The sequence below is a fragment of the Paraburkholderia sp. RCC_158 genome, from assembly GCF_041355255.1.
Taxonomy (GTDB): Bacteria; Pseudomonadota; Gammaproteobacteria; order Burkholderiales; family Burkholderiaceae; genus Paraburkholderia; species Paraburkholderia graminis.
The window spans coordinates 155,127-178,080 of sequence record NZ_JBFUPM010000001.1 but is presented as its reverse complement, the minus strand read 5'-3'; the positions used below and the strand labels follow the sequence as shown (position 1 = coordinate 178,080).

22 protein-coding genes are annotated in these 22,954 nt (G+C 60.6%); 15 read left to right on the top strand and 7 right to left on the bottom strand.

Annotated features, from left to right (window positions below; all coding sequences use genetic code 11):
• Nucleotides 1–217: 217 nt before the first annotated feature.
• The 6 genes from AB6809_RS00760 (at nucleotide 218) to AB6809_RS00735 (ending at nucleotide 6,494) form a co-directional block, all read left to right on the top strand.
• Nucleotides 218–1,063 carry a gallate dioxygenase gene (locus AB6809_RS00760; protein ID WP_029970193.1) on the top strand — a complete coding sequence of 282 codons (846 nt, stop codon included), beginning with the start codon at nucleotides 218–220 and terminating at the stop codon, nucleotides 1,061–1,063.
• Nucleotides 1,060–1,419 carry a protocatechuate 3,4-dioxygenase gene (locus AB6809_RS00755; protein ID WP_029970194.1) on the top strand — a complete coding sequence of 120 codons (360 nt, stop codon included), beginning with the start codon at nucleotides 1,060–1,062 and terminating at the stop codon, nucleotides 1,417–1,419. The genes AB6809_RS00760 and AB6809_RS00755 overlap by 4 nt, the downstream gene beginning before the upstream one ends.
• Before the next feature lie 107 nt (nucleotides 1,420–1,526).
• Nucleotides 1,527–2,870 (top strand): MFS transporter, encoded by a 1,344-nt coding sequence (locus tag AB6809_RS00750; RefSeq protein ID WP_006049861.1) that lies wholly within the window; start codon nucleotides 1,527–1,529, stop codon nucleotides 2,868–2,870.
• Between the two features lie 201 nt (nucleotides 2,871–3,071).
• A complete protein-coding gene (locus AB6809_RS00745) occupies nucleotides 3,072–3,551 on the top strand; it encodes a hypothetical protein (protein ID WP_175130858.1) in 480 nt (159 codons plus the stop codon).
• An 18-nt stretch (nucleotides 3,552–3,569) separates the two neighbouring features.
• Complete coding sequence (locus AB6809_RS00740) at nucleotides 3,570–4,793, top strand: porin (RefSeq protein WP_029970197.1); 1,224 nt, start codon at nucleotides 3,570–3,572, stop codon at nucleotides 4,791–4,793.
• A gap of 189 nt (nucleotides 4,794–4,982) precedes the next feature.
• Entirely contained in the window at nucleotides 4,983–6,494 is a 1,512-nt protein-coding gene (locus tag AB6809_RS00735; RefSeq protein ID WP_029970198.1) for an alkaline phosphatase family protein, read from the top strand.
• Between the two features lie 43 nt (nucleotides 6,495–6,537).
• On the opposite strand, the gene AB6809_RS00730 is transcribed toward AB6809_RS00735, so the two are convergent.
• Nucleotides 6,538–8,904, bottom strand: a complete 2,367-nt coding sequence (locus AB6809_RS00730; protein ID WP_029970199.1) for a DNA polymerase II — start codon at nucleotides 8,902–8,904, stop codon at nucleotides 6,538–6,540.
• 193 nt (nucleotides 8,905–9,097) lie between these two features.
• Between AB6809_RS00730 and AB6809_RS00725 the strand changes: the two genes are divergently transcribed.
• On the top strand, nucleotides 9,098–9,523 hold the full coding sequence (locus AB6809_RS00725; protein ID WP_006049856.1) for a PRC-barrel domain-containing protein: 426 nt from the start codon (nucleotides 9,098–9,100) through the stop codon (nucleotides 9,521–9,523).
• Nucleotides 9,524–9,575: 52 nt separating this feature from the next.
• Here AB6809_RS00725 and AB6809_RS00720 read toward each other — a convergent pair whose 3' ends face one another.
• Nucleotides 9,576–10,586 carry a DUF2891 domain-containing protein gene (locus AB6809_RS00720; protein ID WP_029970200.1) on the bottom strand — a complete coding sequence of 337 codons (1,011 nt, stop codon included), beginning with the start codon at nucleotides 10,584–10,586 and terminating at the stop codon, nucleotides 9,576–9,578.
• A gap of 349 nt (nucleotides 10,587–10,935) precedes the next feature.
• On the opposite strand from AB6809_RS00720, the gene AB6809_RS00715 reads away from it, so the two are divergent.
• Nucleotides 10,936–11,154 (top strand): hypothetical protein, encoded by a 219-nt coding sequence (locus tag AB6809_RS00715; RefSeq protein WP_307259888.1) that lies wholly within the window; start codon nucleotides 10,936–10,938, stop codon nucleotides 11,152–11,154.
• A 68-nt stretch (nucleotides 11,155–11,222) separates the two neighbouring features.
• Here AB6809_RS00715 and AB6809_RS00710 read toward each other — a convergent pair whose 3' ends face one another.
• Nucleotides 11,223–12,152 (bottom strand): LysR family transcriptional regulator, encoded by a 930-nt coding sequence (locus AB6809_RS00710; RefSeq protein ID WP_029970202.1) that lies wholly within the window; start codon nucleotides 12,150–12,152, stop codon nucleotides 11,223–11,225.
• 201 nt (nucleotides 12,153–12,353) lie between these two features.
• On the opposite strand from AB6809_RS00710, the gene AB6809_RS00705 reads away from it, so the two are divergent.
• From AB6809_RS00705 to AB6809_RS00695, 3 genes are all read left to right on the top strand, one after another.
• A complete protein-coding gene (locus tag AB6809_RS00705; RefSeq protein WP_029970203.1) occupies nucleotides 12,354–13,226 on the top strand; it encodes an amidohydrolase in 873 nt (290 codons plus the stop codon).
• Between the two features lie 150 nt (nucleotides 13,227–13,376).
• On the top strand, nucleotides 13,377–14,678 hold the full coding sequence (locus AB6809_RS00700) for a dicarboxylate/amino acid:cation symporter (protein WP_006049851.1): 1,302 nt from the start codon (nucleotides 13,377–13,379) through the stop codon (nucleotides 14,676–14,678).
• Nucleotides 14,679–14,802: 124 nt separating this feature from the next.
• Complete coding sequence (locus AB6809_RS00695) at nucleotides 14,803–15,888, top strand: porin (RefSeq protein WP_371025937.1); 1,086 nt, start codon at nucleotides 14,803–14,805, stop codon at nucleotides 15,886–15,888.
• A gap of 20 nt (nucleotides 15,889–15,908) precedes the next feature.
• Here the strand turns inward: AB6809_RS00695 and AB6809_RS00690 are convergent, their stop codons facing one another.
• On the bottom strand, nucleotides 15,909–17,060 hold the full coding sequence (locus AB6809_RS00690; protein WP_371025936.1) for an MBL fold metallo-hydrolase: 1,152 nt from the start codon (nucleotides 17,058–17,060) through the stop codon (nucleotides 15,909–15,911).
• Between the two features lie 83 nt (nucleotides 17,061–17,143).
• Between AB6809_RS00690 and AB6809_RS00685 the strand changes: the two genes are divergently transcribed.
• Complete coding sequence (locus AB6809_RS00685; RefSeq protein ID WP_029970207.1) at nucleotides 17,144–17,758, top strand: TetR/AcrR family transcriptional regulator; 615 nt, start codon at nucleotides 17,144–17,146, stop codon at nucleotides 17,756–17,758.
• Nucleotides 17,759–17,804: 46 nt separating this feature from the next.
• Here AB6809_RS00685 and AB6809_RS00680 read toward each other — a convergent pair whose 3' ends face one another.
• Complete coding sequence (locus AB6809_RS00680) at nucleotides 17,805–18,185, bottom strand: DUF3022 domain-containing protein (protein WP_029970208.1); 381 nt, start codon at nucleotides 18,183–18,185, stop codon at nucleotides 17,805–17,807.
• A 411-nt stretch (nucleotides 18,186–18,596) separates the two neighbouring features.
• On the opposite strand from AB6809_RS00680, the gene AB6809_RS00675 reads away from it, so the two are divergent.
• Nucleotides 18,597–18,779, top strand: coding sequence for a hypothetical protein (locus tag AB6809_RS00675; protein ID WP_006049846.1), 183 nt, complete (start codon nucleotides 18,597–18,599; stop codon nucleotides 18,777–18,779).
• A gap of 93 nt (nucleotides 18,780–18,872) precedes the next feature.
• Complete coding sequence (locus AB6809_RS00670; protein ID WP_029970210.1) at nucleotides 18,873–19,859, top strand: zinc-dependent alcohol dehydrogenase family protein; 987 nt, start codon at nucleotides 18,873–18,875, stop codon at nucleotides 19,857–19,859.
• A gap of 12 nt (nucleotides 19,860–19,871) precedes the next feature.
• On the opposite strand, the gene AB6809_RS00665 is transcribed toward AB6809_RS00670, so the two are convergent.
• On the bottom strand, nucleotides 19,872–20,837 hold the full coding sequence (locus AB6809_RS00665; protein WP_029970211.1) for a LysR family transcriptional regulator: 966 nt from the start codon (nucleotides 20,835–20,837) through the stop codon (nucleotides 19,872–19,874).
• 163 nt (nucleotides 20,838–21,000) lie between these two features.
• Between AB6809_RS00665 and AB6809_RS00660 the strand changes: the two genes are divergently transcribed.
• Nucleotides 21,001–21,606, top strand: a complete 606-nt coding sequence (locus tag AB6809_RS00660) for a peroxidase-related enzyme (protein WP_029970212.1) — start codon at nucleotides 21,001–21,003, stop codon at nucleotides 21,604–21,606.
• A gap of 21 nt (nucleotides 21,607–21,627) precedes the next feature.
• Here the strand turns inward: AB6809_RS00660 and AB6809_RS00655 are convergent, their stop codons facing one another.
• Nucleotides 21,628–22,878, bottom strand: coding sequence for an MFS transporter (locus tag AB6809_RS00655; RefSeq protein ID WP_029970213.1), 1,251 nt, complete (start codon nucleotides 22,876–22,878; stop codon nucleotides 21,628–21,630).
• Between the last annotated feature and the right edge of the window lie 76 nt (nucleotides 22,879–22,954).

Sequence of the window (22,954 nt, the reverse complement as noted above, 5' to 3'; positions counted from 1 at the left end):
GGCTCGCGAGTCATTGCATGAAGACGGAAGGGCTCTCGCACTGCACTGGTAGCGACGATTCTCCTCATCTCGCGCGTTAACCCGTACTTCCCGAAAACCCGCACAATTCCTATCTTCGTATCCCAAGGCGGTTGCCAACGCTTCTTTCGCATTCCCGGCAACCTATACGATTCGCACACGGCAATAGCGCAGCACGAAGTAACGGAAGACAAACGAAATGGCAAGGATCATTGGCGGCATCGGCACTTCGCATGTGCCGACTATCGGCATGGCGTACGACAAGGGCAAGCAGAACGATCCGGCATGGGCGCCGCTTTTCAAGGGCTATGAACCTGTGGCGAGCTGGCTCGCAGAGCGCAAGCCGGACGCGATGGTGATGTTCTACAACGACCACGCGAACAGCTTTTTCTTCGACTGCTATCCGACCTTTGCACTGGGCGTATCGGCCACTCATGAATTCGCGGACGAGGGCGCGGGCAAACGCCCGCTTCCGGATATAGCGGGCCACCCCGACCTCGCGATTCACATTGCCGAACAACTCGTCAACGACGAGTTCGATCTCACGATCTTCCAGGATCGTCCGCTCGATCATGGCTGCAATTCGCCGCTTTCGCTGATGTTGCCGCATGCGGGCGGCTGGCCGCTTGCGCTCGTGCCGATCGAGGTCAACGTGCTGCAGTATCCGCTGCCGACCGCGAACCGCTGCTATCGGCTCGGACAGGCACTGCGCCGCGCGATCGAATCGTATGAAGCGGACCTTGATGTCGTGGTGGTCGGCACGGGCGGTCTCTCGCATCAGGTGCACGGCGAGCGCAGCGGCTTTAACAACACCGAATGGGACATGGAATTTCTGGACCTGATCGTTCACGAACCAGAGCGTCTGGCCGCGATGAAGCATGTCGACTATGTGCGCCTGGGCGGCGCGGAAAGCGTCGAAACGATCATGTGGCTCGCGATGCGCGGCGCGCTCGGGCCAACGGTGCGCGAGCTACATCGCAACTATTACCTGGCGACCAGCACGGCAATGGCCGTCACGATTTACGAAGACGAGGTGGCGCAATGAATCCGCAATTGATCGGCGTCGAAGAACTGACGGGCACCTATCCGTTCGACATTCGCCAGAGCATGAAGGCCATGCGGCTGAACCGCTTCTTCTGGCAAATGCGCGAAGCCGCGGCGCGCACGCTGTGGCTCGAGAACCGCGAGGCGGCTTATGACGCGGCAGGTCTGACACCCGAGGAGCGCACGCTCGTCGATAACGCCGACTGGATCGGCCTGATTCGCTATGGCGTGTGTTTCTTCGTGCTGGAGAAATTCGCGCGCGTCGTGAAGATCACCAATCTGGGCATGTACGCAAGCATGCGAGGCGAAACGCTCGAAGCGTTTCTGAAGACGCGCAAGGTGCCGGAAGCCGTGTAGAAGGCCGGACACCGTGCCGCCTGCCGGCGCATTTAATTGGGATACCAGAACAAAATCCGGCTTCCATCGAAAGCCGGGACGGGAAACTATTTTCTTCGGAGACAAGCATGAAATCTGCAGATTCAGTCGACATCAAGGCGTTTATCGACGCGCGCAAGGTGTCGCCCTATCAATGGCTCGTCCTCGTTCTCTGCTTTGTGATCGTCATGATGGACGGCCTCGATACGGCCGTGATGGGTTTCGTCGCGCCCGTCATCATGCATGACTGGAGCGTGAGCCGTACCGCGTTTGGTCCGGTGATGAGCGCTGCGATGGTCGGCCTCGCGGTCGGCGCATTGGCCGCGGGTCCGATTGCCGATCGCATCGGACGCAAGAAGGTATTGATCGCTTCGGTATTCTGCTTCGGCTTTTTCAGCCTGATCTGCGCGTTCGCCGAAACGCCTGTACAACTTGTCGTACTGCGTTTCCTCACTGGCCTCGGACTCGGCGCGGCCATGCCGAATTCGACGACGCTGCTTTCCGAATACGTGCCGTCGCGCAGCCGTTCGCTGCTGCTCACCATCATGTTTACGGGCTTCAATTTCGGCTCGGGAGCGGGCGGCTTCGTCGCGGCCTCGCTGATTCCGCACTACGGCTGGCGCTCGGTGTTCATGTTCGGCGGCATCCTGCCGATCGTGAGCGTGCCGCTTTTGTTGTGGCTCTTGCCCGAGTCCGCTCGCCTGATGCTGGTGCGCAAGATGCCAAACGAACGTATCGCGGCGACGCTCGGACGCGTCTGCGGCCACCTGTTCGACAAGGACGTGCGTTTCACGTCGCCCGAACCCGTGGTTGCGGCAAAGGCGCCGGTGCGCATGTTATTCGCCGATGGTTACGCGCTCAGCACGCTGATGCTGTGGCTCACGTATTTCATGGGCCTTCTCATCATTTATCTGTTGACCGGCTGGCTGCCGACGCTGATCAAGGACGCCGGCTTGCCCGTCGAACGCGCGGCTGCGATCACCGGCATGTTCCAGTTGGGCGGCACGATTGGCGCCGTCGCGGTGGGCTTCGCGATGGACCGTCTGGATCGCAACGGCGTGATTGGCGCCGCGTATCTGCTTGGCGGCGTGTTCATCTTCGCGCTCGGCATGGGCACACTGAAGTCGAGTTTGTTGCCGGTTCTCGTCACGTGTGCGGGCTTCTTCATGAGCGGTGCGCAGACGGGGCTCAATGCACTCGCGCCAAGCTGCTATCCGACCCGCGCTCGCGCAACCGGCGTGAGCTGGATGCTCGGCTTTGGGCGGCTCGGCGGCATTCTCGGTTCGCTCGTGGGCGGCGCGTTGCTGTCGCTCGGATTCAGCTTCCAGGTCGTGTTTTCGGTGCTTGCGGTTCCCGCCATTATCGCGGCCGTGGCAATCGGGATGAACCGGCTTGCCTTGCGTTTCATTACGAGTCCGGTTGCCGACGCATAGATCTGTTTTGCAGTGAGTGGCGAGAACTTGCGGCGTTCAGCTTGCGCCTCCGTTCTTGTATCGAACGCGAACACCGCGCGCTTACTACATCTACAGCGCGTTTATCCGGGAGCAGACATGGACGGCAAGTTGAGTGCAAGCGCGAGCGAGTTTAAAAGAACAGAACTTTCGTCCCGGTGGACGTGGCCCAATTGTCACGCAATGATTCGCGCGGGCGTGGCGGGCGGATTGCTCGGCGCGGTGATCATCTGGATTTACGAGGCGTTGATCTGGGTCGGCGCGCAGCATCTGATGCCGCTCGCCGGCATTCCGCGCAACGCAACGGGTCTCGTATTCGGCAAAGGCGTGCAGGAGTCGATCGGTATATGGGCCTACGTAGTGGGCACGGGTATTCATTTCGTGTTCGCGATTGCATGGGGCGTGCTGTTCTCCGCCGTCTGGCCATACTTTCGCCGACGCGGCATTGAAGCGACGCTCGTCGCACTCTTCTATGCGGTGCTCGCGTGGATCGTCATGCACGTGGCCATCATGATCGCTTCAGATAATCACCCGAACTACTACGACCCCGCGGTGATTATCGGCGGCTTTATGTCTCACATCTTCTTCACCGTGCCGCTTGCATTGACGGTGAAGCGCCGGTTCGAAAGAGAAGCGCAAAAAAGTATTTCAACAAAGACGTAGCAATTGGAGATCTGGAGAATGAAAAGAAGTCTCAGGGGAATTGACGTCGCGCTATTCGGCGCGGCACTGGCGGCCTCAGTGCCGGCCTTCGCGCAAAGCAGCGTGACGTTGTACGGTATCGTCGATAACGGCCTTTCCTATACCAGCAATCAGACATCCACGCTGGGCTCGACGAGCGGCGGCAAATCCGCTGTCAAGTTCACGCCGGGTGTATGGGCCGGCAGCCGCTTTGGCCTTAAAGGCGGGGAAGATCTCGGCGGCAACACGAAGGTTATTTTCCAGCTTGAATCAGGCTTTAACTCGGGGACGGGCGCGCAGCAATACAGCAATGCGATGTTCGGCCGCCAGGCCTGGGTCGGCGTTACCAATCCCGCGTACGGTACTTTTACGGCGGGTCGCCAATATGCGTCGTACTACCAGATGCTGTCGCCGTATAGTCCGACGACCTGGCTCACCGGCTACTATGGCGCGCATCCTGGCGACGTCGACGGTCTCGATACGATTTACCGCGCGAACAACACGCTCGAATACACGTCGCCGAAACTATACGGTCTGACTGTGAGCGGTTCGTATTCGCTCGGCGGCGTGGCCGGCAGCACGAACCGCGGCTCGACATGGTCCACTGCGGCGCAATATGCGTTGGGTCCGATCGGCCTCGCGGTCGGCTTCTCGCGGATCAACAACTCGACGCTCGGCGGCGGCACATGGGGCGCGGATTCCACGACCACGAACGGCGGCTCGCAGATCGGCCTATCCGCGGTGACGAACGGCTATCAGACCGCGCAGGCGCAGCAGCGTTTCGCAGTGGGCGGCGGTTATACGTTTAACAGCGCGTGGGACGTCACGGCGACCTATACGAACGTGCAGTACATTCCGGGCACAGGATCGAAATTCCACGACACGGCCATCTTCAATACAGGCGGTCTCGTGTTGCACTGGAAGCCGATGGTCGCGTGGGATTTCGGCGCGGGCTACAGCTACACGCGCGCGACACGCGCGAACGGTATTGAAGACAGCGCGCAGTATCACCAGTTCAACCTGTCACAGTACTACTCGCTTTCAAAACGCACTGGCCTTTACGCGCTGGAAGCGTATCAACATGCGAAGGGGAAGACGCTCGGCACGAACGGGGCTGGGCAGATCATCGACGCCACCGCGACGCTCGGCGACGGCTACAACACCGCGCCGTCGACGACCGGCAATCAGTTCGCTTTCGGCGTGGGCATCATTCACCGCTTCTGACGAATGGATTGAGTTTGTGGTCGTTTGAAAAGCCGGGCCGCATGTATGTACTGCATGCGTCAGCCCGGCTTTTTGTTGTCGCGGAACAGTAATTGCTCCCTTGTTGCACGAAATCGCCTCGCGGTATTTCAGGAGCCGCGTGGCGAATTCTTCCGCGAAAACAGCAAGCAGTTAATAAGGGAGACGATCATGACGAGCAAGCCCACGACACTCGCCACTCCGGCCACCCTGGCCGCCCCGGCTGATCCCGCCGATCCGAGCCGTCGCAAGGTGCTCGCGGCGCTTGCAGGGTCCATCGCATTGTCGGCTTGTGGAGGAGGCGGTGGAGGCAGCAGCAATGGCGGCTCCGGCTCAGGCGGATCGCAGCCCGTCGGCACGATTCCGCCCGCCCGTGCGAATCTCCCGCGTCCCGCACTACCCGATCCCGCTACCTCGGGCATCGACCATGTCGTGCTGGTGACGATGGAAAACCGTTCATTCGATCATCTGCTGGGCTGGGTCCCGAATGCGGAAACCGCGCAGACCGGTCGGAACTTCAAGGACGTGTTCGGCGAAACACACACGCCGTTCGCGCTCGCCACGAACCCCGCGTATGGCTTCCAGGCGTGCTCGTTCGCGGACCCGAATCATTCATACGATGCCGGACGCGTTCATCTCGCCAATGGCGCAATGAACGGCTTCCTGCTCACGGCCGGTACAAGCCTCACGCGCGGCGACCTGCTTCCCATCGGCTATTTCCAGTCCGTGGATCTCGACTTCTATCGCGGCGCAGTCACGCAGTACACCGTGTGCGACTACTACATGAGCGGCATTCTCGCGGACACTTATCCAAACCGCGTGTATCTGCATAGCGGACAAACGGACCGCTTGTCCGACACGCTCGACACCTCGTCGTTGCCGACCATCTGGGACCGTCTCGACGCAAAGAACATTTCGTCGACGTACTACTTCCACGACGTGCCGTTCACCGCGCTTTACGGAACGCGGTACGTGGGCCGCTCAAAGCTCTTCTCCGACTTTCTCTCCGACGCAGCCGCAGGTACTTTGCCCTCGTTCTGCATGGTCGATCCGAGCTTTGGCGGTGAAGCGCAGGGTACGTCGAACGACGATCATCCGCATGCCGACGTGCGCAACGGCCAGGTGCTGCTCGGCCAGATCTACGACGCGTTACGCACGAGCCCGAACTGGAGCAGAACGCTGATGATCCTCGTGTACGACGAGTGGGGCGGTTTCATGGAGCATGTGGCGCCGCCCGTGAAGCCGGTGTCGAGTGCGGAGGCTTCGCTCGGCAACGACGGAAGGCTCGGCTTTCGCGTGCCCTGCATGCTGTTCGGGCCGCGTGTGCGCGCCAATTATGTGTCGCGCTATCCGTTCGATCCGAGTTCGATTCACCAGTTGCTCGCATGGCGTTTCGGTCTCGATCCACTCGGTGTGCGCGCAAGCGATTCGGCGACATTCAATATGGCCTACGCGCTCGACTTTACCGATCCCGCGCGCACCGACGCGCCGGCCATCGCGGTGGCACAAGGCACCTTCGGCTCGGCATGCTCGAATCTGTCGACGGCAGGCGCGGGCGCGAGCGGCATTGCGCAACTGGACAAGAGCCAGCTCGTGCCGAATACGGCCATGAGTGCGCCAGGCGGCCGTTTCGCCGAGTTGCGCACGAAGGCGGACGCGCTCGGCTTCCCTGCGCCGAGATAATGGTTGCGATTGAGAAGATCTGTTAGCCCTGAGTCGCGCGGCGTCAGAACAACTGCTTTTGACCAGACGTGAGCCGTGTAAAGTCGTCGCGCAACAGCGGCAAGATTGCATCCGCAACGGGTTGCAATTGACGCGTGAGATAGTGTTCGTAGTCGATCGCGGAACGCAGCGTTTCGAGCGGCTCGGGGCCGGCAATCGTCATCACATAGCTGATCCAGCCGCCGTTCTGATATTGCAGCGGACGCCCTTGCCGGCGATTGAATTCGTCGGCCACGCGCGCGGCGCGCACGTGCGGCGGCACGTTGCGTTCGTAGTCGCCGAGCGGTCTGCGCAGACGCTTGCGATAGACGAGCTGATCGTCCAGCTTGCCGGCGAGCGTATCGCGCACATAGTCGCGCACGTAGTCCTGATACGGTTGCTGCGTGAAGATGCGTCTATAGAGTTCCTGCTGAAACTGCTGCGCGAGCGGAGTCCAGTCGGTGCGAACCGTTTCGAGTCCTTTATAGACGATCTCTTCGCTGCCATCCGCCGATACGGTGAGACCGGCATAACGTTTCTTGCTGCCTTCTTCCGCGCCGCGAATGGTCGGCATGAAGAAGCGCCGGTAATGCCGCTCGAATTGCAATTCGAGTGCGCTGTCGAGTCCGAAGCGCTGTTGTAAATCCTGCCGCCACCACGCGTTGATATGCTCGACGAGCGCGCGTCCGATGCGGCCTGCTTCCTCTTCGTTGTGCGCGTGCCGCAGCCAGACGAAGGTCGAATCCGTGTCGCCGTAAATGACTTCATAACCTTCGGCCTGAATCAGTTCGCGCGTGCGGTGCATGATTTCGTGGCCGCGCATCGTTATCGACGACGCAAGACGCGGGTCGAAGAAGCGGCAGCCGGTCGAGCCGAGCACGCCGTAAAACGCATTCATGATGATCTTCAGCGCCTGCGAAAGCGGCTTGTTGTGCTCGCGTTTCGCGGTTTCGCGGCCTTGCCATACCTGACTGACAATCGACGGCAGACAATGACGCGTGCGTGAAAAACGCGCGCCGAGAAAGCCGGGTACGGACTGATCGTCGCCGGGATTCAGCATGCCTTCCACGAGCCCGACAGGGTCGATCAGAAAAGTGCGAATGATCGACGGATACAGGCTTTTGTAATCGAGCACCAGCACCGAATCGTATAAGCCCGGGCGCGAGTCCATCACGAAACCGCCGGGACTCGCGGCGCCGGCCACGTCGCCGATATTGGGCGCGACGTAGCCTTGCCGATGCATTCGCGGCATATACAAATGCGTGAACGCAGCGACGGAGCCGCCGCTACGATCCGCGGGCAGCCCGGTCACGGTGGCGCGCTCCAGCAGAAACGGCAGCAGTTCCGTCTTCGCGAAGATGCGCGTGACGAGCTCACAATCCTTCAGGTTATACCGGGCGAGCGCGGGCTTGTCCTCGTCGAAGCGGCGCTGGATTTCGTCCATGCGCTGATACGGATTGTCGATGGATTTGCCTTCGCCCAGCACCGCTTGCGACACATGCTCGAGGCTGAACGAGGGAAAGCTCCAGGTGGCCGAACGCAGCGCCTCGATGCCGTCGATAATCAGGCGCCCCGCAGCGCCCGCAAAGTAGTGGTTCTGCTTCAGGCCGTGTTCGCGCCACTCCATCACGGCGCCGCCGCGGCCGAGTTTCAAAGGCACGCGGTATTGCTCGGCATGCTGCTGCAGCACACGCAAATCGAATTGCACGAGATTCCATCCGATGATCGCATCGGGATCATGCCGCTCTATCCATGTGTTGAGCTTTTCAAGCAACTGGGCGCGCGTTTCGCAGTATTCGAGGTCGAAGTCGAGTTGGCTCGCATCGCCATTCGGCGGTCCTAGCATGTACACCTGGCGCTGACCGCAGCCTTCCAATGCAATCGAATAGAGTTCGGCATGCACGCTCGTTTCAATATCGAGCGACACGAGTTTCAATGAAGGACGATAGTCCGCCGCCGGTTTCAATTCGCCATTGATAAGCGTGCCGTCGCTTTGCGGTTCGCCGCCGAACCACACTGGCGCAGTGATGAAACGCTCCATCATGTAGCGCTCGGGCGGAAAGATGTCGGCTTCATAGACATCCACGCCGCCTTGCTTCAAGCGTTTTTCCTGGCCGGTCAACTGACGATATTGCGGGCAATAAAGTCCCATTACCGGCCGGTGATGGAAGTCGCGCAATTCCAGTGGACGCAGATCGAGAGGCGCCTCGCGGCGCAAGATGGATTCGACGCGCTCGCGCTGTTCCGCGGGCACGAATGCCACGGACGTTTGATGGCGCAAACGCACGTGACGGGGCCCGCCGTCGGTTGCCAGCCAGAAATCGATTTCGGTGCCGGCGGGCGTGTCCCGCCAATGCCGCGTCAAAATGAAACCCTGCTCGAGCTTTGTCAAACTCACCACCCTGGATCTTGCGAAAGGCGTGTTGTCGCCTGATGCAATTCTACCGTCGCGCGCAAGCCGCAGCGCGTGATGCCAATGGCACCGTGTCTGCAGCCACGCGACGTAGCCGGTATGATGAGTTGGCAGCGCTTCTCTCGGCGCGATCCTGCGCCGGTCAGTCTTCTAAAAAAACGGAGTAAATGAAATGACTTTGGGCAAACTTCTGGTAGCCGCTGCGGTTGCCGCAGCGAGTTTCGGCGCGCAGGCGCAAGTTGCCGGCACGCAACCGCTCGGCGTGACTATCGAACAATCGAATGCGCTGCTGAGCGGCTGGAGCGTGAAGAAGAGCATTCTCGGCAAGGCCGTGTACAACGATCAGAATGAGAAGATCGGTTCGATCCGCGATCTGGTGGTGGCGCCGGATGGTTCTCTTTCCGCAGCGATTGTCGCCGCGGGCGGCTTTCTCGGCGTTGCGTCGCATGATGTAGCGGTGCCTATTGCGGCACTCGACGTTCGCTCGGGCAACTTCTATCTGCCGGGCGCGACGAAGGCAGCGTTGAAGGCGACGCCCGAGTTTCAGTACAGCAAGGTGCAGGCGCCGCCGAAGCCGAAGAAGCTGTCGACGCAGTGATGTAAAAGCGGCGTGCGGGCAGGCCGATTAGAAGGGCCGGCCCGCAACTGCTTTACGCCTCCAGGGCGAGCGTGGCGAACGTCCCGAGCCAATGCTCGCCCATGTAGTCTCCGGCCACATGAGGCAGCGCACTTTGCAAGTGACGCTCGGCTGCATCGAGCAATGCCGTGCGTCGTATGTCGCCTGCCGGCAGCGCGCGAGCCAGCGAGCGCTGGCACCAGGCGCGGCTCAGATTGAGACCGTCGAGATGCGCGATCTTGCCGTCGGTGCGGTCCGTTACCGTAACCGGTTCGAATAACGTAGCCGGCTTTTTTGCGCCGAGGTCGGGCAGAAAGCGCCCAAACCAGTCGACGAATTGCGCGGACGGCAACACACGCCGCATCAACTCCGCTTCCATCAGCGAGGGCGAGAGGAATTCGTCGCCGGCGGGCTCCCATGCCTGGCACGCTACGTCGTGCAAAAACCAGCGCTCCGCGGTGCTGACAATCAACGCCTCCAGCGAGCCGCGCGAAGTTTGCCGCGCGAAATCCAGCGTGAGCGCAAGCGCGAATGCCATGTTGAAATGCGTGCCGACGCGCAGCGGATAAGTGGCTTTCGGCAGAAACGTCTCGAAACGTTCGACGAAGATCTCGGTAAGCGGCGCGAAAGTCTTCGACCAGCGCGCGGCATGCGAGAGCTTTGACGAATGCAATTGCGCGCTGAGCGCGAGCAACCAAGCCCAGCCATAAGGCCGCTCGAAGCCCAGGTTATGCGGCAACTCGAGATAAGCGCGTTCCCCGGCTACGTTCGCCGCCGTCAAATGCTCGTCCACCACGGCGACGATACGTTCTGCTTCCGGCAAATCCGGGAAGCGCTCGATAAGATGAAGAACCAGCCAGTAGCCATGCACGCACGAATGCCAGTCGTAGCTGCCATAAAAAATCGGATGCAATGCGCGGGGGCTCTGCACGTCTTGCGGACCGGCCAGCGAATGCGTGAGTTTGTTCGGGTATTCGCGTGTGAGATGAGCGAGAGCGAGATTGGCGAATTTCGACGCGGATTCGCGAGTGAGCAGGGCGGTCATCGGCGGTTCCTCGAGGCGGAATAAGAACAGGCCATTAGTATCGTATTCGCGGCCGACAATAGCAAAGCGGCGAGCGTGGTTCTCTGCCGGATGCATGCTGGATATTCTAGTCGCAGTAGCGGGAATGCCGCGATGTTAGCGTTTGCGGCTGCGAACGACGCGCAACTGCAGCTAAAGCTGCGGCGATGGGTCTTGAAGATGCCTGGAGGTGAGCGCAAGCGGACACGGCGTCCAAGCCGCGTTTCTTTCCAGTTCTTTACACCGTTATGGCCGCCTTTATGCGCGTGCTAACGTCGCGCTCCGCTACAAGCAATGCGTCTTTGCACTGACGACACGAAGAAACACGAAGATGGAGCAGTTCTTTATGCGGCGTGCCAGCGCCGTCAATTTCCTGCTGGCGCGACGACGCCTATGCCTCGACAAGATTGCGTCCGCAACGGACGTTGACCTGGATCAGCAGCGCGAAGTCGAATTGATCGAGCGTCTGGTACTCGACGTTCGCGCGGGCCGGCTCAGTACATTTGAATTGAAACAGGCGAAAGCCGTTGCAGTGATCGTCACGGATTGAGGCTTCGGCTTGTTGGCGGGGTTAGAAGCGATAGCCGGAGTTCTCCGCCTCTATTGCCTTCTCTTTTCTTACTGGCTGCGCACTGCGCTATAAAGAGGCAATACCCGCTCCTCGAGCATTGCAATCGCCTGAACCGCGAGCTGCGACAGCGTGTGCTTGCTGCTCGTTGCAATGGCGAGCCGGCTGAACAGAGTCGGCTCGGTAATGCGGATCACGCGAAAGCGCCGCTTGAGCGCGTCGCTCACGGTTGCGTTGAGCGGCAGCACCGCATAGCCGATGCCCTCGCTGACCAGATCGAGAATCGACGACACGGCGTCTACTTCGAGTTCGATATTGAGTCTCACGCCTTGTTCGGCCGCAACCGATTCGAGCATGCGCCGGATTGCATGCATGCGGCCCGGAATGACGAGCGGATAGCGTGGAATGTCGCGCAGTGCGATGGTTTTCACCGTCTCGCGCGCGGCCTTTGCAACTGGTTTGCCGTCATCCGCACCGATCAGAAAGAGCTCCTCGGTAAAGACAGTGCGCTTGTCGATTAGCGGTGTGTCGAACGTGTCGTAGAGAACCGCGGCGTCCACTCGGCCCATCATCAACCATTCGATCAGGTAGGTCGACAGTCCCTCGGCAACCGAAATAGTCGCGCCCGGAAACGACGTACGAAAACTGCGCACGAGTTCATGGGTGGCGACTTTCGCGAAGCTCGGCGTGATGCCAATGCAAAAGTGCCCGCCGACGGTGCCGCGCAATTCGTCGAGATCCTGTGACGCGCGCTGCACTTGCGAAAGTATCCCTTTGGAATGAGCCAGCATTCGCTGACCCGCCGGCGTGAGCGTGACGCCGCGGCCATTGCGTTCGAGCAGCGTGTGACGCAATTCGACTTCGAGTTGCCGCACGAGCCTGCTGAGTGCCGGCTGATTGGTGTCGAGCGTAATGGCAGCGCGCGTAAAGCTGCCGAGTTCGGCGACGTGCACAAACGCTTCCAACTGCTTGAGGTCCATGATGAGAGCTATGTGAAAAACACATATCAGCTAGTTTGGTATAGCGATTGTATCGAGCCGCGCGCGCCGCCACAATCCGCTTACTCCAGCTTACATACGCAGCCGCACTCAGCCGCGCCGCAGCCGCCGCACTCAGCCGCGCCGCAGCCGCCGCACGCAGCCGCGCCGCGGCCATCAGAACCAGATAGAGACGAAGCACATATGAAATCCTGCTTGCCGCCCGATCCCCATCCTGTCCGTCCCGCGCAGCGACTGCCCGCCGGCGCCTGCGACGCGCATTGTCATGTCTTTGGTCCCGCCGACGTTTTTCCGTATGCGCCCGATCGCAGCTACACGCCGCCCGACGCGCCTTTCGCGCAACTCGTCGCGCTGCACGATTTTCTCGGCGTGAGCCGCGGCGTGATCGTGCAGGCGAGTTGTCATGGCACCGACAACACCGCGATGCTCGACGCGATTGCCCGAAGTGACGGCCGTTATCGCGGCGTCGCGATCGTCGATGGCGATGTGACCGATGCGCAACTCGCCGACCTCGACGCGCGCGGTGTGCGAGGCGTGCGCTTTAACTTCGTCGCTCATCTTGGCGGCGCGCCTGATCTCGATGTGTTCGACCGCGTACTCGAACGCATCGAGCAACTTGGCTGGCATGTCGTGTTGCATCTGGACGCGCAGGACATTCTGCAATACGCGGAGCGGATCGCGCGCATCAAGGTGCCGTTCGTGATCGATCACATGGGCCGCGTGCGTGCCGAAGCGGGACTCGATCAGCAGCCCTTTCGCCAACTGCTCGATCTCATGCGCAATCCGCTCGCATGGGTCAAAGTATGCGGTTCCGAGCGCGTTTCGGCAGGCTACCGGCCGTTCGACGATGCGATTCCATTCGCGCAAGCACTCATCGACGCCGCGCCGGACCGGGTACTGTGGGGCACCGATTGGCCGCATCCGAATATCAGCAAGGACATGCCGAACGACGGCGAACTGGTCGACCTGCTGTTCCGTTTCTGCCCCGACGAGGCATTGCGCGAAAAGCTGCTGGTGACGAATCCCGCGCGGCTTTACGGCTTTCGCTCATCGTAGTTGACGCTGTACCGGTATCGAGAACTGCCGCATCAGATGGCAGCTCTGTGGAAAGCGACCTGTATATATATCGGCTTTCCGCTCACTATTCCCGATGGAGACAAAGATGATCAGCACTAATGCCCGCGTTATTCGAGCAGGAGCGGCTTCATGAGCGAGAGCGCCGTCATGACCTCGTCCGCGTCCGGCGCAAGGAAGCCGTTCTATCGCACGCTTTACTTTCATGTGTTCGTCGCGATCGTTATTGGCGTGCTGCTTGGGCATTTCGCGCCGTCGCTTGCCGTGAAGATGAAGCCGCTTGGCGACGCGTTCATCAAGCTGATCAAGATGGTGATCGGGCCGATTATCTTCTGCACCGTCGTGACCGGCATTGCCGGAATGGGCGACATGAAGAAAGTCGGACGAGTAGGCGGCAAGGCGCTGCTCTACTTCGAAATCGTGTCGACGCTCTCGCTCGTGGTCGGGCTCGTGGCAGGACATGTCTTTCATCCTGGCAGCGGTTTTAACCTGAATCCGGCCACCATCGATACGAAAGCTCTCGCCGGTTATACGACTGCGGCGCATCAGCAGAATACAGTCGAGTTCCTGATGCACATTATTCCCGACACGGTTACAGGCGCTTTTGCATCGGGCAATGTACTGCAAATCCTGCTGATTTCCGTGCTGTTCGGTGCTGCGCTTGCCGCCACGGGAGAGCGCGGGCGCCCGCTCATCGCGATGATCGACTATTTCGCGCATACCTTTTTCGGCATCGTGCACATCATCATGAAAGTGGCCGCGATCGGCGCTTTTGGCTCGATTGCGTTCACGATCGGCACGTACGGGATCGGCGCGGTCGTGCCTTTGCTGAAACTGATCGGCGCCTTCTATGCGACGCTGTTCGTATTCGTGATCGTGGTGCTCGGCGCGATTTCGCGGCTACTCGGTTTCAGCATTCTGCGCTTCATGAGTTATATCCGCGAAGAGATCCTGATTGTGCTGGGCACGAGTTCTTCCGAGGCCGCGCTGCCGCAGATGCTCGAAAAGCTCGAGCGTCTTGGTTGCTCGAAATCGGTTGTCGGACTCGTCATTCCGGCCGGCTATTCATTCAATCTCGACGGCACGAACATCTATCTGACGATGGCCGTGCTTTTTATCGCACAGGCATTCAACATCGAACTGAGCCTCATGCAGCAACTGACGCTGGTCGGCGTGGCGATGCTGACGTCGAAAGGAGCGAGCGGCGTGGCCGGCGCCGCATTCGTGATGCTGACTTCGACGTTACTGGTTTTCCCGCTCATTCCAGTGTCCGGCATGGTGCTGATTCTCGGCATTCACCGTTTCATGGGTACAGGTCTCGCGATTGTGAACACGATCGGCAACGGCGTCGCGACGCTCGTCGTCTCCGCGTGGGAACACGAGCTCGATCGATCGAAGCTCAATGCAGGCATGTCGCGCCGACGCACGGATTAAGCGCAGGAATTGACGGTCTAGCCGCCGAATACATTGCAGTGTCCTGATGACTGCGAGTGCATCCGCGCACGCAGCAGGGGACGCTTGCATTCAAAAAATAGAAACTGGTCTGGAGACATGATTCATGTGGACAAAAACAAATGCCATGCGCCGCATGCTGCACGTGAACGCTGCGTGCATTGCGACGGCTCTTTCGATGGCGGCGAGCTGCACCGCGCACGCCGATTCTTCACAAGCCGCGGCGGGCGCGGCGTCCGTGTCTTCATCGTCGGTGCAGATTTACGGCCTGATCGGCATGTACGTCGACAGTTCCAAACTCAGCACGACACGCTCGAGTACGGTGCAGATGGGCGGCGGCGGAATGACGACATCGTTTTGGGGCATTCGCGGCCGCGAGGACATTGGCGGCGGCAACGCGGTGATCTTCAGCCTCGAAAGTTTTTTCCGGCCGAATACCGGGCAGATGGGACGCAATACGACTGACGGGCTATTTTCACGCAACGCCTATGTGGGACTTACCGGCGCATACGGCACGTTCAAGTTTGGCGAGCAAACCAACCCGACGTATATCAACCAGCAACTCGTCAATCCGTTCGGTTCTTCCGTTGTCTTTTCGCCGTTGATCGTGCAGTCGTACACGGCGAGCTATAGCAACACGGTGATTGGCGATACGGTCTGGCAAAACGCAATCGAGTACGTTTCGCCAAATTATGGTGGGCTCACGGGCACCGCGATTTATGGCGTAAGCAGCACGACGGGGCACCAGGGGCGCGACAATATCGGCCTGCATTTGACCTACGCAAAAGGACCGCTCACGGCGGTATTTTCCGCGCAACGCGTACGCACTGCGGCGGTTGCGCCGTCAAGCGGTCAGTACCTTTATCTCGCAGGAGCCGCGTATGACGCGAGGTTCATGAAGGTCTACGGCGCCGCGCAAATGACCAGCAATAACAATGTGGAGACCGGCTCGCACACTTATGAACTGGGCGTTTCGGTGCCGCTCACGCCGTCGAACGTGATACTCGCCGAGTGGGCGCGCACCAAACACAGTGCGCCGCTGAATCACAGCAACGTGCGCAACACGGCGAGCCTTGCTCACGAGCACATTCTGTCGAAACGCACGTTCGTCTATACCGTCTATTCATACGACAAACTCACGGCGAATCCGTCAGGCAGCACATATGGCGTGGGAATGCAGCACACCTTCTAGGTGCGATGAAACAGTCCGCCTTATGCGCTGCTGCCTGGTTCCGCGCGCCGTGCGTTGTTGCACGAGAACAGACGCGCGAACAGGCCCCGCGACGTTTGCGGCGCTTCGGCGACTTCCATTGCGTTACGCCACCAACGCTCGCCACGATGCGGCGCGGTGAGGTCGAGCCGCTCTCCCATGCGAGGTGTGGAAAGCGCGACGCCGCGCGCAGCGGCGAGACCCAGCACGCGCTCGAATGGGTCATACCATCTGTGCATCGCGAGATCGAACGTGCCGTTGTGAATCGGCACAAGCCAGCGGCCGCGCAAGTCGACGTGCGCCCGTACCGTCTCTTCCGGCTGCATGTGGACGTACGGCCATTGCGCGTCGTACGCGCCGGTTTCGACGAGCGTGATGTCGAACGGACCGAGGCGTTCGCCAATGGTCCTGAAGCCGTCGAAGTAGCCGGTGTCGCCGCTAAAGAACACGCGCAAATCGTTATCGACGATAACCCACGACGCCCACAGCGTGCTGTTGCCGTCGAACAGACTGCGCCCCGAGAAATGCTGGCCAGGCGTTGCGGTGAATGCAATCCCGTCGATCTCCAAGCTTTGCCACCAGTCCAGTTGACGCACCTTGCCCGCGTCGATACCCCATTCGATAAGCCGGTCGCCGACGCCGAGCGGCGTGACAAAGAGCTTTGTCGTGGCCGCAAGCGCGAGCACTGTTTCGTGATCCAGATGATCGTAGTGGTCGTGCGAAAGAATCACGCCGGCAAGCGGCGGCAGATCTTCGAGCGCAATAGGCGGCGCATGAAAACGTTTGGGACCGAAGCGCCGAAATGGTGAAGCGCGTTCTGCGAACACCGGATCGGTTAACCAGAACTCGCCGCGCAACTTGAGCAGCACGGTCGAATGTCCGAGCCGGTAAAGGCTTCTATCCGGCGCCGTATCGAGATCCTCGCGCGTCAATCTGTCGACCGGCAAGGTGGCCAGCGGCACCGTGCCCGACGGCTTGTTGAGCAGCACATTCCACGCAATGCGCAAGGTCTTGCCGAAGCCTTCGACAGGACGCGGCTTCACGTTGCGAAAGCGCTCGCCGTCATGCTGCGCCGACAGCGCGGACAACTCGCGTCCGCGCCTCGCGGCAGCGAAACCCAAAGTCCGGCTGATGGAGTCGAGGAGCGATGTCATGTGTGGCGTCCCGAGTTGGAAAGTAGACTGAGCAGTGTACTTTATAATCTCGAAAAGTAAACTGCACAGTGTAAAATTTCCGGATGGACCCCACAGTCACTCACCAACGCCTCACCGACCGCAAGCGTGTCGCCGTGATTAACGCGGCAATCGAGGAATTTCTGGCAGCCGGTTTCGACGCCACCAGCATGGACCGCATCGCCGCGCGCGCGAATGTATCGAAGCGCACGGTCTATAACCATTTCCCCAGCAAGGAAGCGCTCTTCGCCGAAATACTGCGGCAGTTGTGGGACGCGAGTCACGCCGGCGAGACACTTGCGTATCGGGCGAGCGTCCCGTTGCGCGAGCAACTAATCGAACTTTTAATGCGCAAACTGCGGCTTATCAACGACGAAGCGTTCCTCGCGCTCGCGCGCGTTGCGATCGCCGCGGGCATTCATTCGCCCGAACGCGCGCGCGATATGGTCGCGCGTCTCGGCGAACGCGAGGAAGATCTGACCGTGTGGATACGCGCGGCCGCGGCCGACCAGCGTCTGCGAATTGCAGACCCTGTGTTTGCCTCGCATCAGTTGCAAGGGCTCGTCAAGGCGTTTGCGTTCTGGCCGCAAGTGACGATGGGCCAGCCGCCGCTCAGCGAGACCGAGCAGCAGACAATCGCCGAATCCGCGGCGGATATGTTTCTCGCGCGCTACGCGTAAGCGGCGAGCGTTTTATCGCGCAACAACGCATTCAACTGCCGCGCGATTAAACAGGTTCTTCCGGCACGTCGAACAGACTGTCATCCACATTCACTTCAAGCGCACAGTCGTTCTGGTTTGGGGACGAGCTTTTCAATTCCGCAAAACGCGTCTGTACAGTCGCTTTGAGCCGCTCCTGAATCGTCCTGCGCTTGATGGTGTCCATCGCCGCATACCGGTTTATCTGCGCCTGAGAAAACCGGAGCGTCGCGGCGCAACGCGTATCGAGCGATGTATCGCCGTGCGATTGCAGAACCCACGCCAACTGCATGTAAAAGGTGGCGCCTTCATCGTAGGTAATGACACTCGGCGATTTCGGCGATTCAAAGGCGCTCGCGAGCGCCAGTTCTATTTCCTCGATCCGCTGCTGCCGGTCCGTTTCGCGCATGACTGACCTCGCATAGTGTGTGTTCGTAGGGCGGCGTGGTCAAAGCGGGCGCAACTCATGCGTGCGTTCCGATTATGCGTTGCCGTCCTTACTCTGCAATGCGAACTCGCAAACATCGAACCATGTACGCGAGGATGCAGTGGACTGCGCGTTCGCGGACGCAATAACCGACGCGAGCGCACGCCGCATACGGGTTGCGCTTTTTACACAGGATTGCAACTTGTACAGGCACAGAAGGCGGTCGCATATTGCGAAGCCGTGTCGCGTCGGCATGTCGATCATGCGTCCTGTTTCAAGGCGCTTTGTGAGGCAATCAATCGCCGGCGTCCGCACGATTTGTCGAAGCGATCGCGCGTTCGCCGACGGCGAGAAGCGCGATGCCCGACGCTCACGACCCGTGAGGAGAGGATGATGGAACGAGTTCTAGGCAAGGCAATGGTCGCGGTATTGATCGCGGCGCTGGCAGGCGGCACATTCGGGTGCAAACGCTCCGGCTCGAACGATACGGCGGGAACGGCCGGCATGAGCGGGCCGGCTGCCACGAGCAATAGCGTCGCGCCGCCGATGGGAGGCGCATCCGCGGCGAGCCAGTAAGCTTGCAAAGCCGGCGTTTGGTTCGCGTCATCGCGCGGCAAACGGCGAGTACATGGAGCGGCTCCGCGCCATCGCCACGCACGAAGGAATGACATGCGCGCAATGGTGTTCGACGGAAGCGCTGCGGTGCTGCATGAGCGCGACATGTCCGATCCGCAACCCGCGGCTGGCCAGTTGCTGATCGACATTCACGCGTGCGGCGTGTGCCGAACGGATTTGCATGTCGTCGACGGAGAACTCGCGCATCCGAAGCGGCCTGTCATTCCCGGACATGAGATCGTGGGAACGGTGGCGGCATTGGGCAACGACGTCGCCGGGTTCCAGGTGGGCGATCGCGTTGGCGTGCCGTGGATCGGCCACACCTGTGGCCACTGCCGCTATTGCACGAGCGGCCGCGAAAATCTGTGCGACGTGCCGGGCTTCACCGGCTATACGATCGACGGCGGTTACGCGGAGCGCACGGTCGCCGATGCCCGCTATTGCCTGCATCTACCCGAGCGCTATTCCGATCTCGAAGCGGCACCGCTGCTATGTGCCGGCCTCATCGGCTATCGCACGCTCAGCATGGCAGGCGATGCGCGCGCAATCGGCATCTACGGGTTCGGCGCGGCCGCGCATATCGTCGCGCAGGTGGCGTTGCACCAGGGCCGCACGGTGTTCGCACTGACGCGTCCGGGCGATACCGCCGCGCAGCAGTTCGCGTTGCGGCTCGGGGTGCACTGGGCCGGCGGCAGCGACGAGACGCCGCCCGAACAACTCGACGCGGCGCTCATCTTCGCGTCGGCCGGGCCGCTCGTGCCCGCTGCATTGAGGGCCGTGACGAAGGGCGGCGTTGTCGTGTGCGGTGGCATTCATATGAGCGACATTCCGTCGTTCCCATACGATCTGTTGTGGGGCGAACGGCGCGTGTGTTCGGTTGCCAACCTCACGCGCGCCGACGGTCATGCCTTCATGCAACTCGCGGCGCGAATGCCGTTGCAAATCGAAACCAGGCCTTATGCGCTCGCGGATGCAAACCGGGCACTCAACGATCTGCGCGACGGCAGACTAAGCGGCGCGGCGGTGTTGCGCATGCGGTGATTGCGGAACGAGTTATCGACCCGGCGACGCGCGTCGATGCTTGCCGCGCGCGAGATCTTTTGCACCCAGCATTTCCTTATCGTGAGCCAATGCCGCGCGCAGACGCGGCACGATGAAATCGATAAAACTACGCGTTTTCAGCGGCAATTTTCCTTGTCCCGCATGCATGACGCTCACCGGTATCGGCTCGGGCTCGAACTCGCGCAGCACCAGTTTCAGTTTTCCTTCACTGACCGCGCTTGCTGCCTGATACGACAGCACGTTTGTCAAACCGACGCCGGCGATGGCCGCATCGATCGCCGCTTCAACGGTATTGACCGACAGCCGCGCACGAACCGGCACCGTCTGCTGCGGGGCCTGGTGTCCACCAAACTCCCACACGTAACTCGAAGGCAACGCGTCCGAAACGATGCATGAGAAGCGCGCCAGATCGGCAGGCGTTTGCGGCTCGCCGGCTTGCGCAAGGTACTGCGGACTTGCGCACACGACGCGGCCAACGGTGCCCACCTGCGTCGCGACCATGCTGCTATCGGGCAGCTTGCCGATGCGCAGCGCGACGTCGATATGCTCGTCCAGCAGATGCAGGTTACGGTCGGCGAGCACGAGCCGCACGGTTATCTCCGCAAACGCTGCGAGAAAGTCGCTGACGACGGGCAGCATATGCAGCCGTCCGAAGACGACAGGCGCTGTCACCACGAGTTCTCCGCGCGGCGCGCTGTACTCGCCCGCGGCGGCGCTTTCCGCCTCGCTCACCTGTTCGAGAATCTGCTTGCAGGCCGCGAGATAGGCGACGCCCGCGTCGGTGAGCGTGAGCTTGCGTGTCGATCGAACGAGAAGACGCGCGTTGAGATGCGCCTCCAGTTCCGCGACTTTGCGGCTTACCGTGGGCAGCGGCATGCGTAGCTTGCGGCTGGCAGCGGAGAAGCTGCCGCTTTCCGCCGCGGCCACCAGAATCGACATTGCTTCAAGACGGTCCATGAACGCGCATGCTCATCGAGTTGAATCGATGCAAAATACCGGATTGCCGCGAGTTCTGGAAGAGCTGCAACACGATTGCGTGGAGCGCAAGTGCACTGTGCCCCGCAAATGGACGCGAGCGCTACAATCGTCATTACATATAGCGCGATAAAGGAGACACAGCATGACAACGCTTCAGCCGATCAGCCGCTACCCCGTGCCCGATCCCAGCGAATGGCCCGACGACATCCGTGCGCGCATTCTCGAAGTGCAGCAGAAAGCCGGCTTTGTGCCGAATGTATTTCTGACGCTCGCGCATCGGCCGGATGAGTTTCGCGCGTTCTTTGCGTACCACGACGCGTTAATGCTAAAGGAAGGCGGCCTCACCAAAGGCGAACGCGAGATGATCGTGGTGGCCACGAGCGCGGTGAACAATTGCCTCTATTGCGTGGTCGCGCATGGCGCGATCGTGCGCATCTACGAAAAGGCGCCTTTGCTCGCGGACCAGCTTGCCGTCAATCATCGCAAGGCGGACATTACCGCGCGGCAAAAAGCCATGCTCGACTTTGCATTGAAGGTGTGCCGCGAATCGGGCAGGGTCGATGAAGCCGACTTCGAGCTTCTGCGCGAACACGGCTTCTCCGACGAAGACATCTGGGATATTGCTGCGATCACGGCATTTTTCGGCTTGTCGAATCGCATGGCCAATGTCATTTCGATGCGTCCCAACGACGAGTTCTATTTGATGGGCCGCGTGCCGAAAGCCGCATCGGATACTGCTTCAAAATAGGCTTATTCTGCGCTATGCCGTTTATGCGCTCGCCGGTCCGGAACGGAGGGCGGGCGTGGGCAGCGCGGTATCGTCAATGGGAAAGTGCAGCAACGCGGCGATAAGTCCGCTCGCCACCGTTGCTTGCCACAGCAGCGAATACGAGCCCGTCAGATCGAATACGACGCCGCCTAGCCACGCGCCGAGAAACGAACCGATCTGATGACTCAGAAAGCACACGCCGAACAGGCTGCCAAGATGCCGCGTGCCGAATACTTTCGCGACGAGTCCGCTCGTCAGCGGAACCGTGCCGAGCCATGTGAGGCCCATCACGGCTGCGAATAGCACCACCGTGACGGCACTTTTCGGCAGCAGGAAGAATGCGCCGATCGTCGCGCTGCGAATCAGATAGAGCCAGCCGAGCACGTAATGCTGGCGGAAGCGGCCACCAAGCCAGCCACAACCCCAACTGCCGACCATATTGAACAGACCGATCAGCGCGAGTGCGGTTGCGCCGAGTCCGATCGGCATATGGCACAGCGACAGATAGCCAGGCAAGTGCGTGGCGATAAATGCGAGCTGGAATCCGCAGGTAAAGAAGCCGAGCGTGAGCAGCCGGTAGCCGCGATGTCGCGCGGCCTGTGCGAGCGTATCGCGTAACGGCGCAGCGGGAGGTTCATGCCGCGGCGCTCCTACAGGCGCGCGACGGTCCAATACGATGCCGAGCGGGGCGACCATCAGCATCACGAAAGCGAGCACGAAGAGCGACGTCGCGATGCCGGCATGGAGCCTGATTCCTTGCACGAGCGGCACCATCAATACTTGCCCGACAGAGCCGCCTGCGCTGACAAGACCCATCGCCATGCTGCGTTTTTCTGGCGACGCAACGCGGCCGACCGCAGGCAGCACGACACCGAACGTGGTGCAACTCACGCCAATGCCGACCAGCAGACCCATGCCGACGATCAGCAACGGGCCGCTCGGCGTGGCTGCCGCGAGTCCCAGGCCCGCTGCAAAAGTCGTCGCGCCGAATGCGACCACCGGCGCGGAACCATAGCGATCTGCGGCCGCGCCCGCGAACGGTTGCGCGAAGCCCCACACGAGATTGTGCAGTGCGATCGCGAATGCGATCAGCGTGACGGGCAAACCTCGATCGAACGAAAAAGGCCCGATGAAGAGCCCGAATGTTTGCCGGATGCCCATTGCCGCGCTGAGAACAAGCGCGGCGGCGAGAATGACGAGCGTCGTGTGATTGAACGCGGGCGTGAAGCGTTTGCTACTGGTGGTCGACATGTTCTGATCTCCTTTGACACAATGGTCGCAGCGAGTATCAGAAGCGGCAAAAGAAAAGTTTTTGATGACAGGTGAA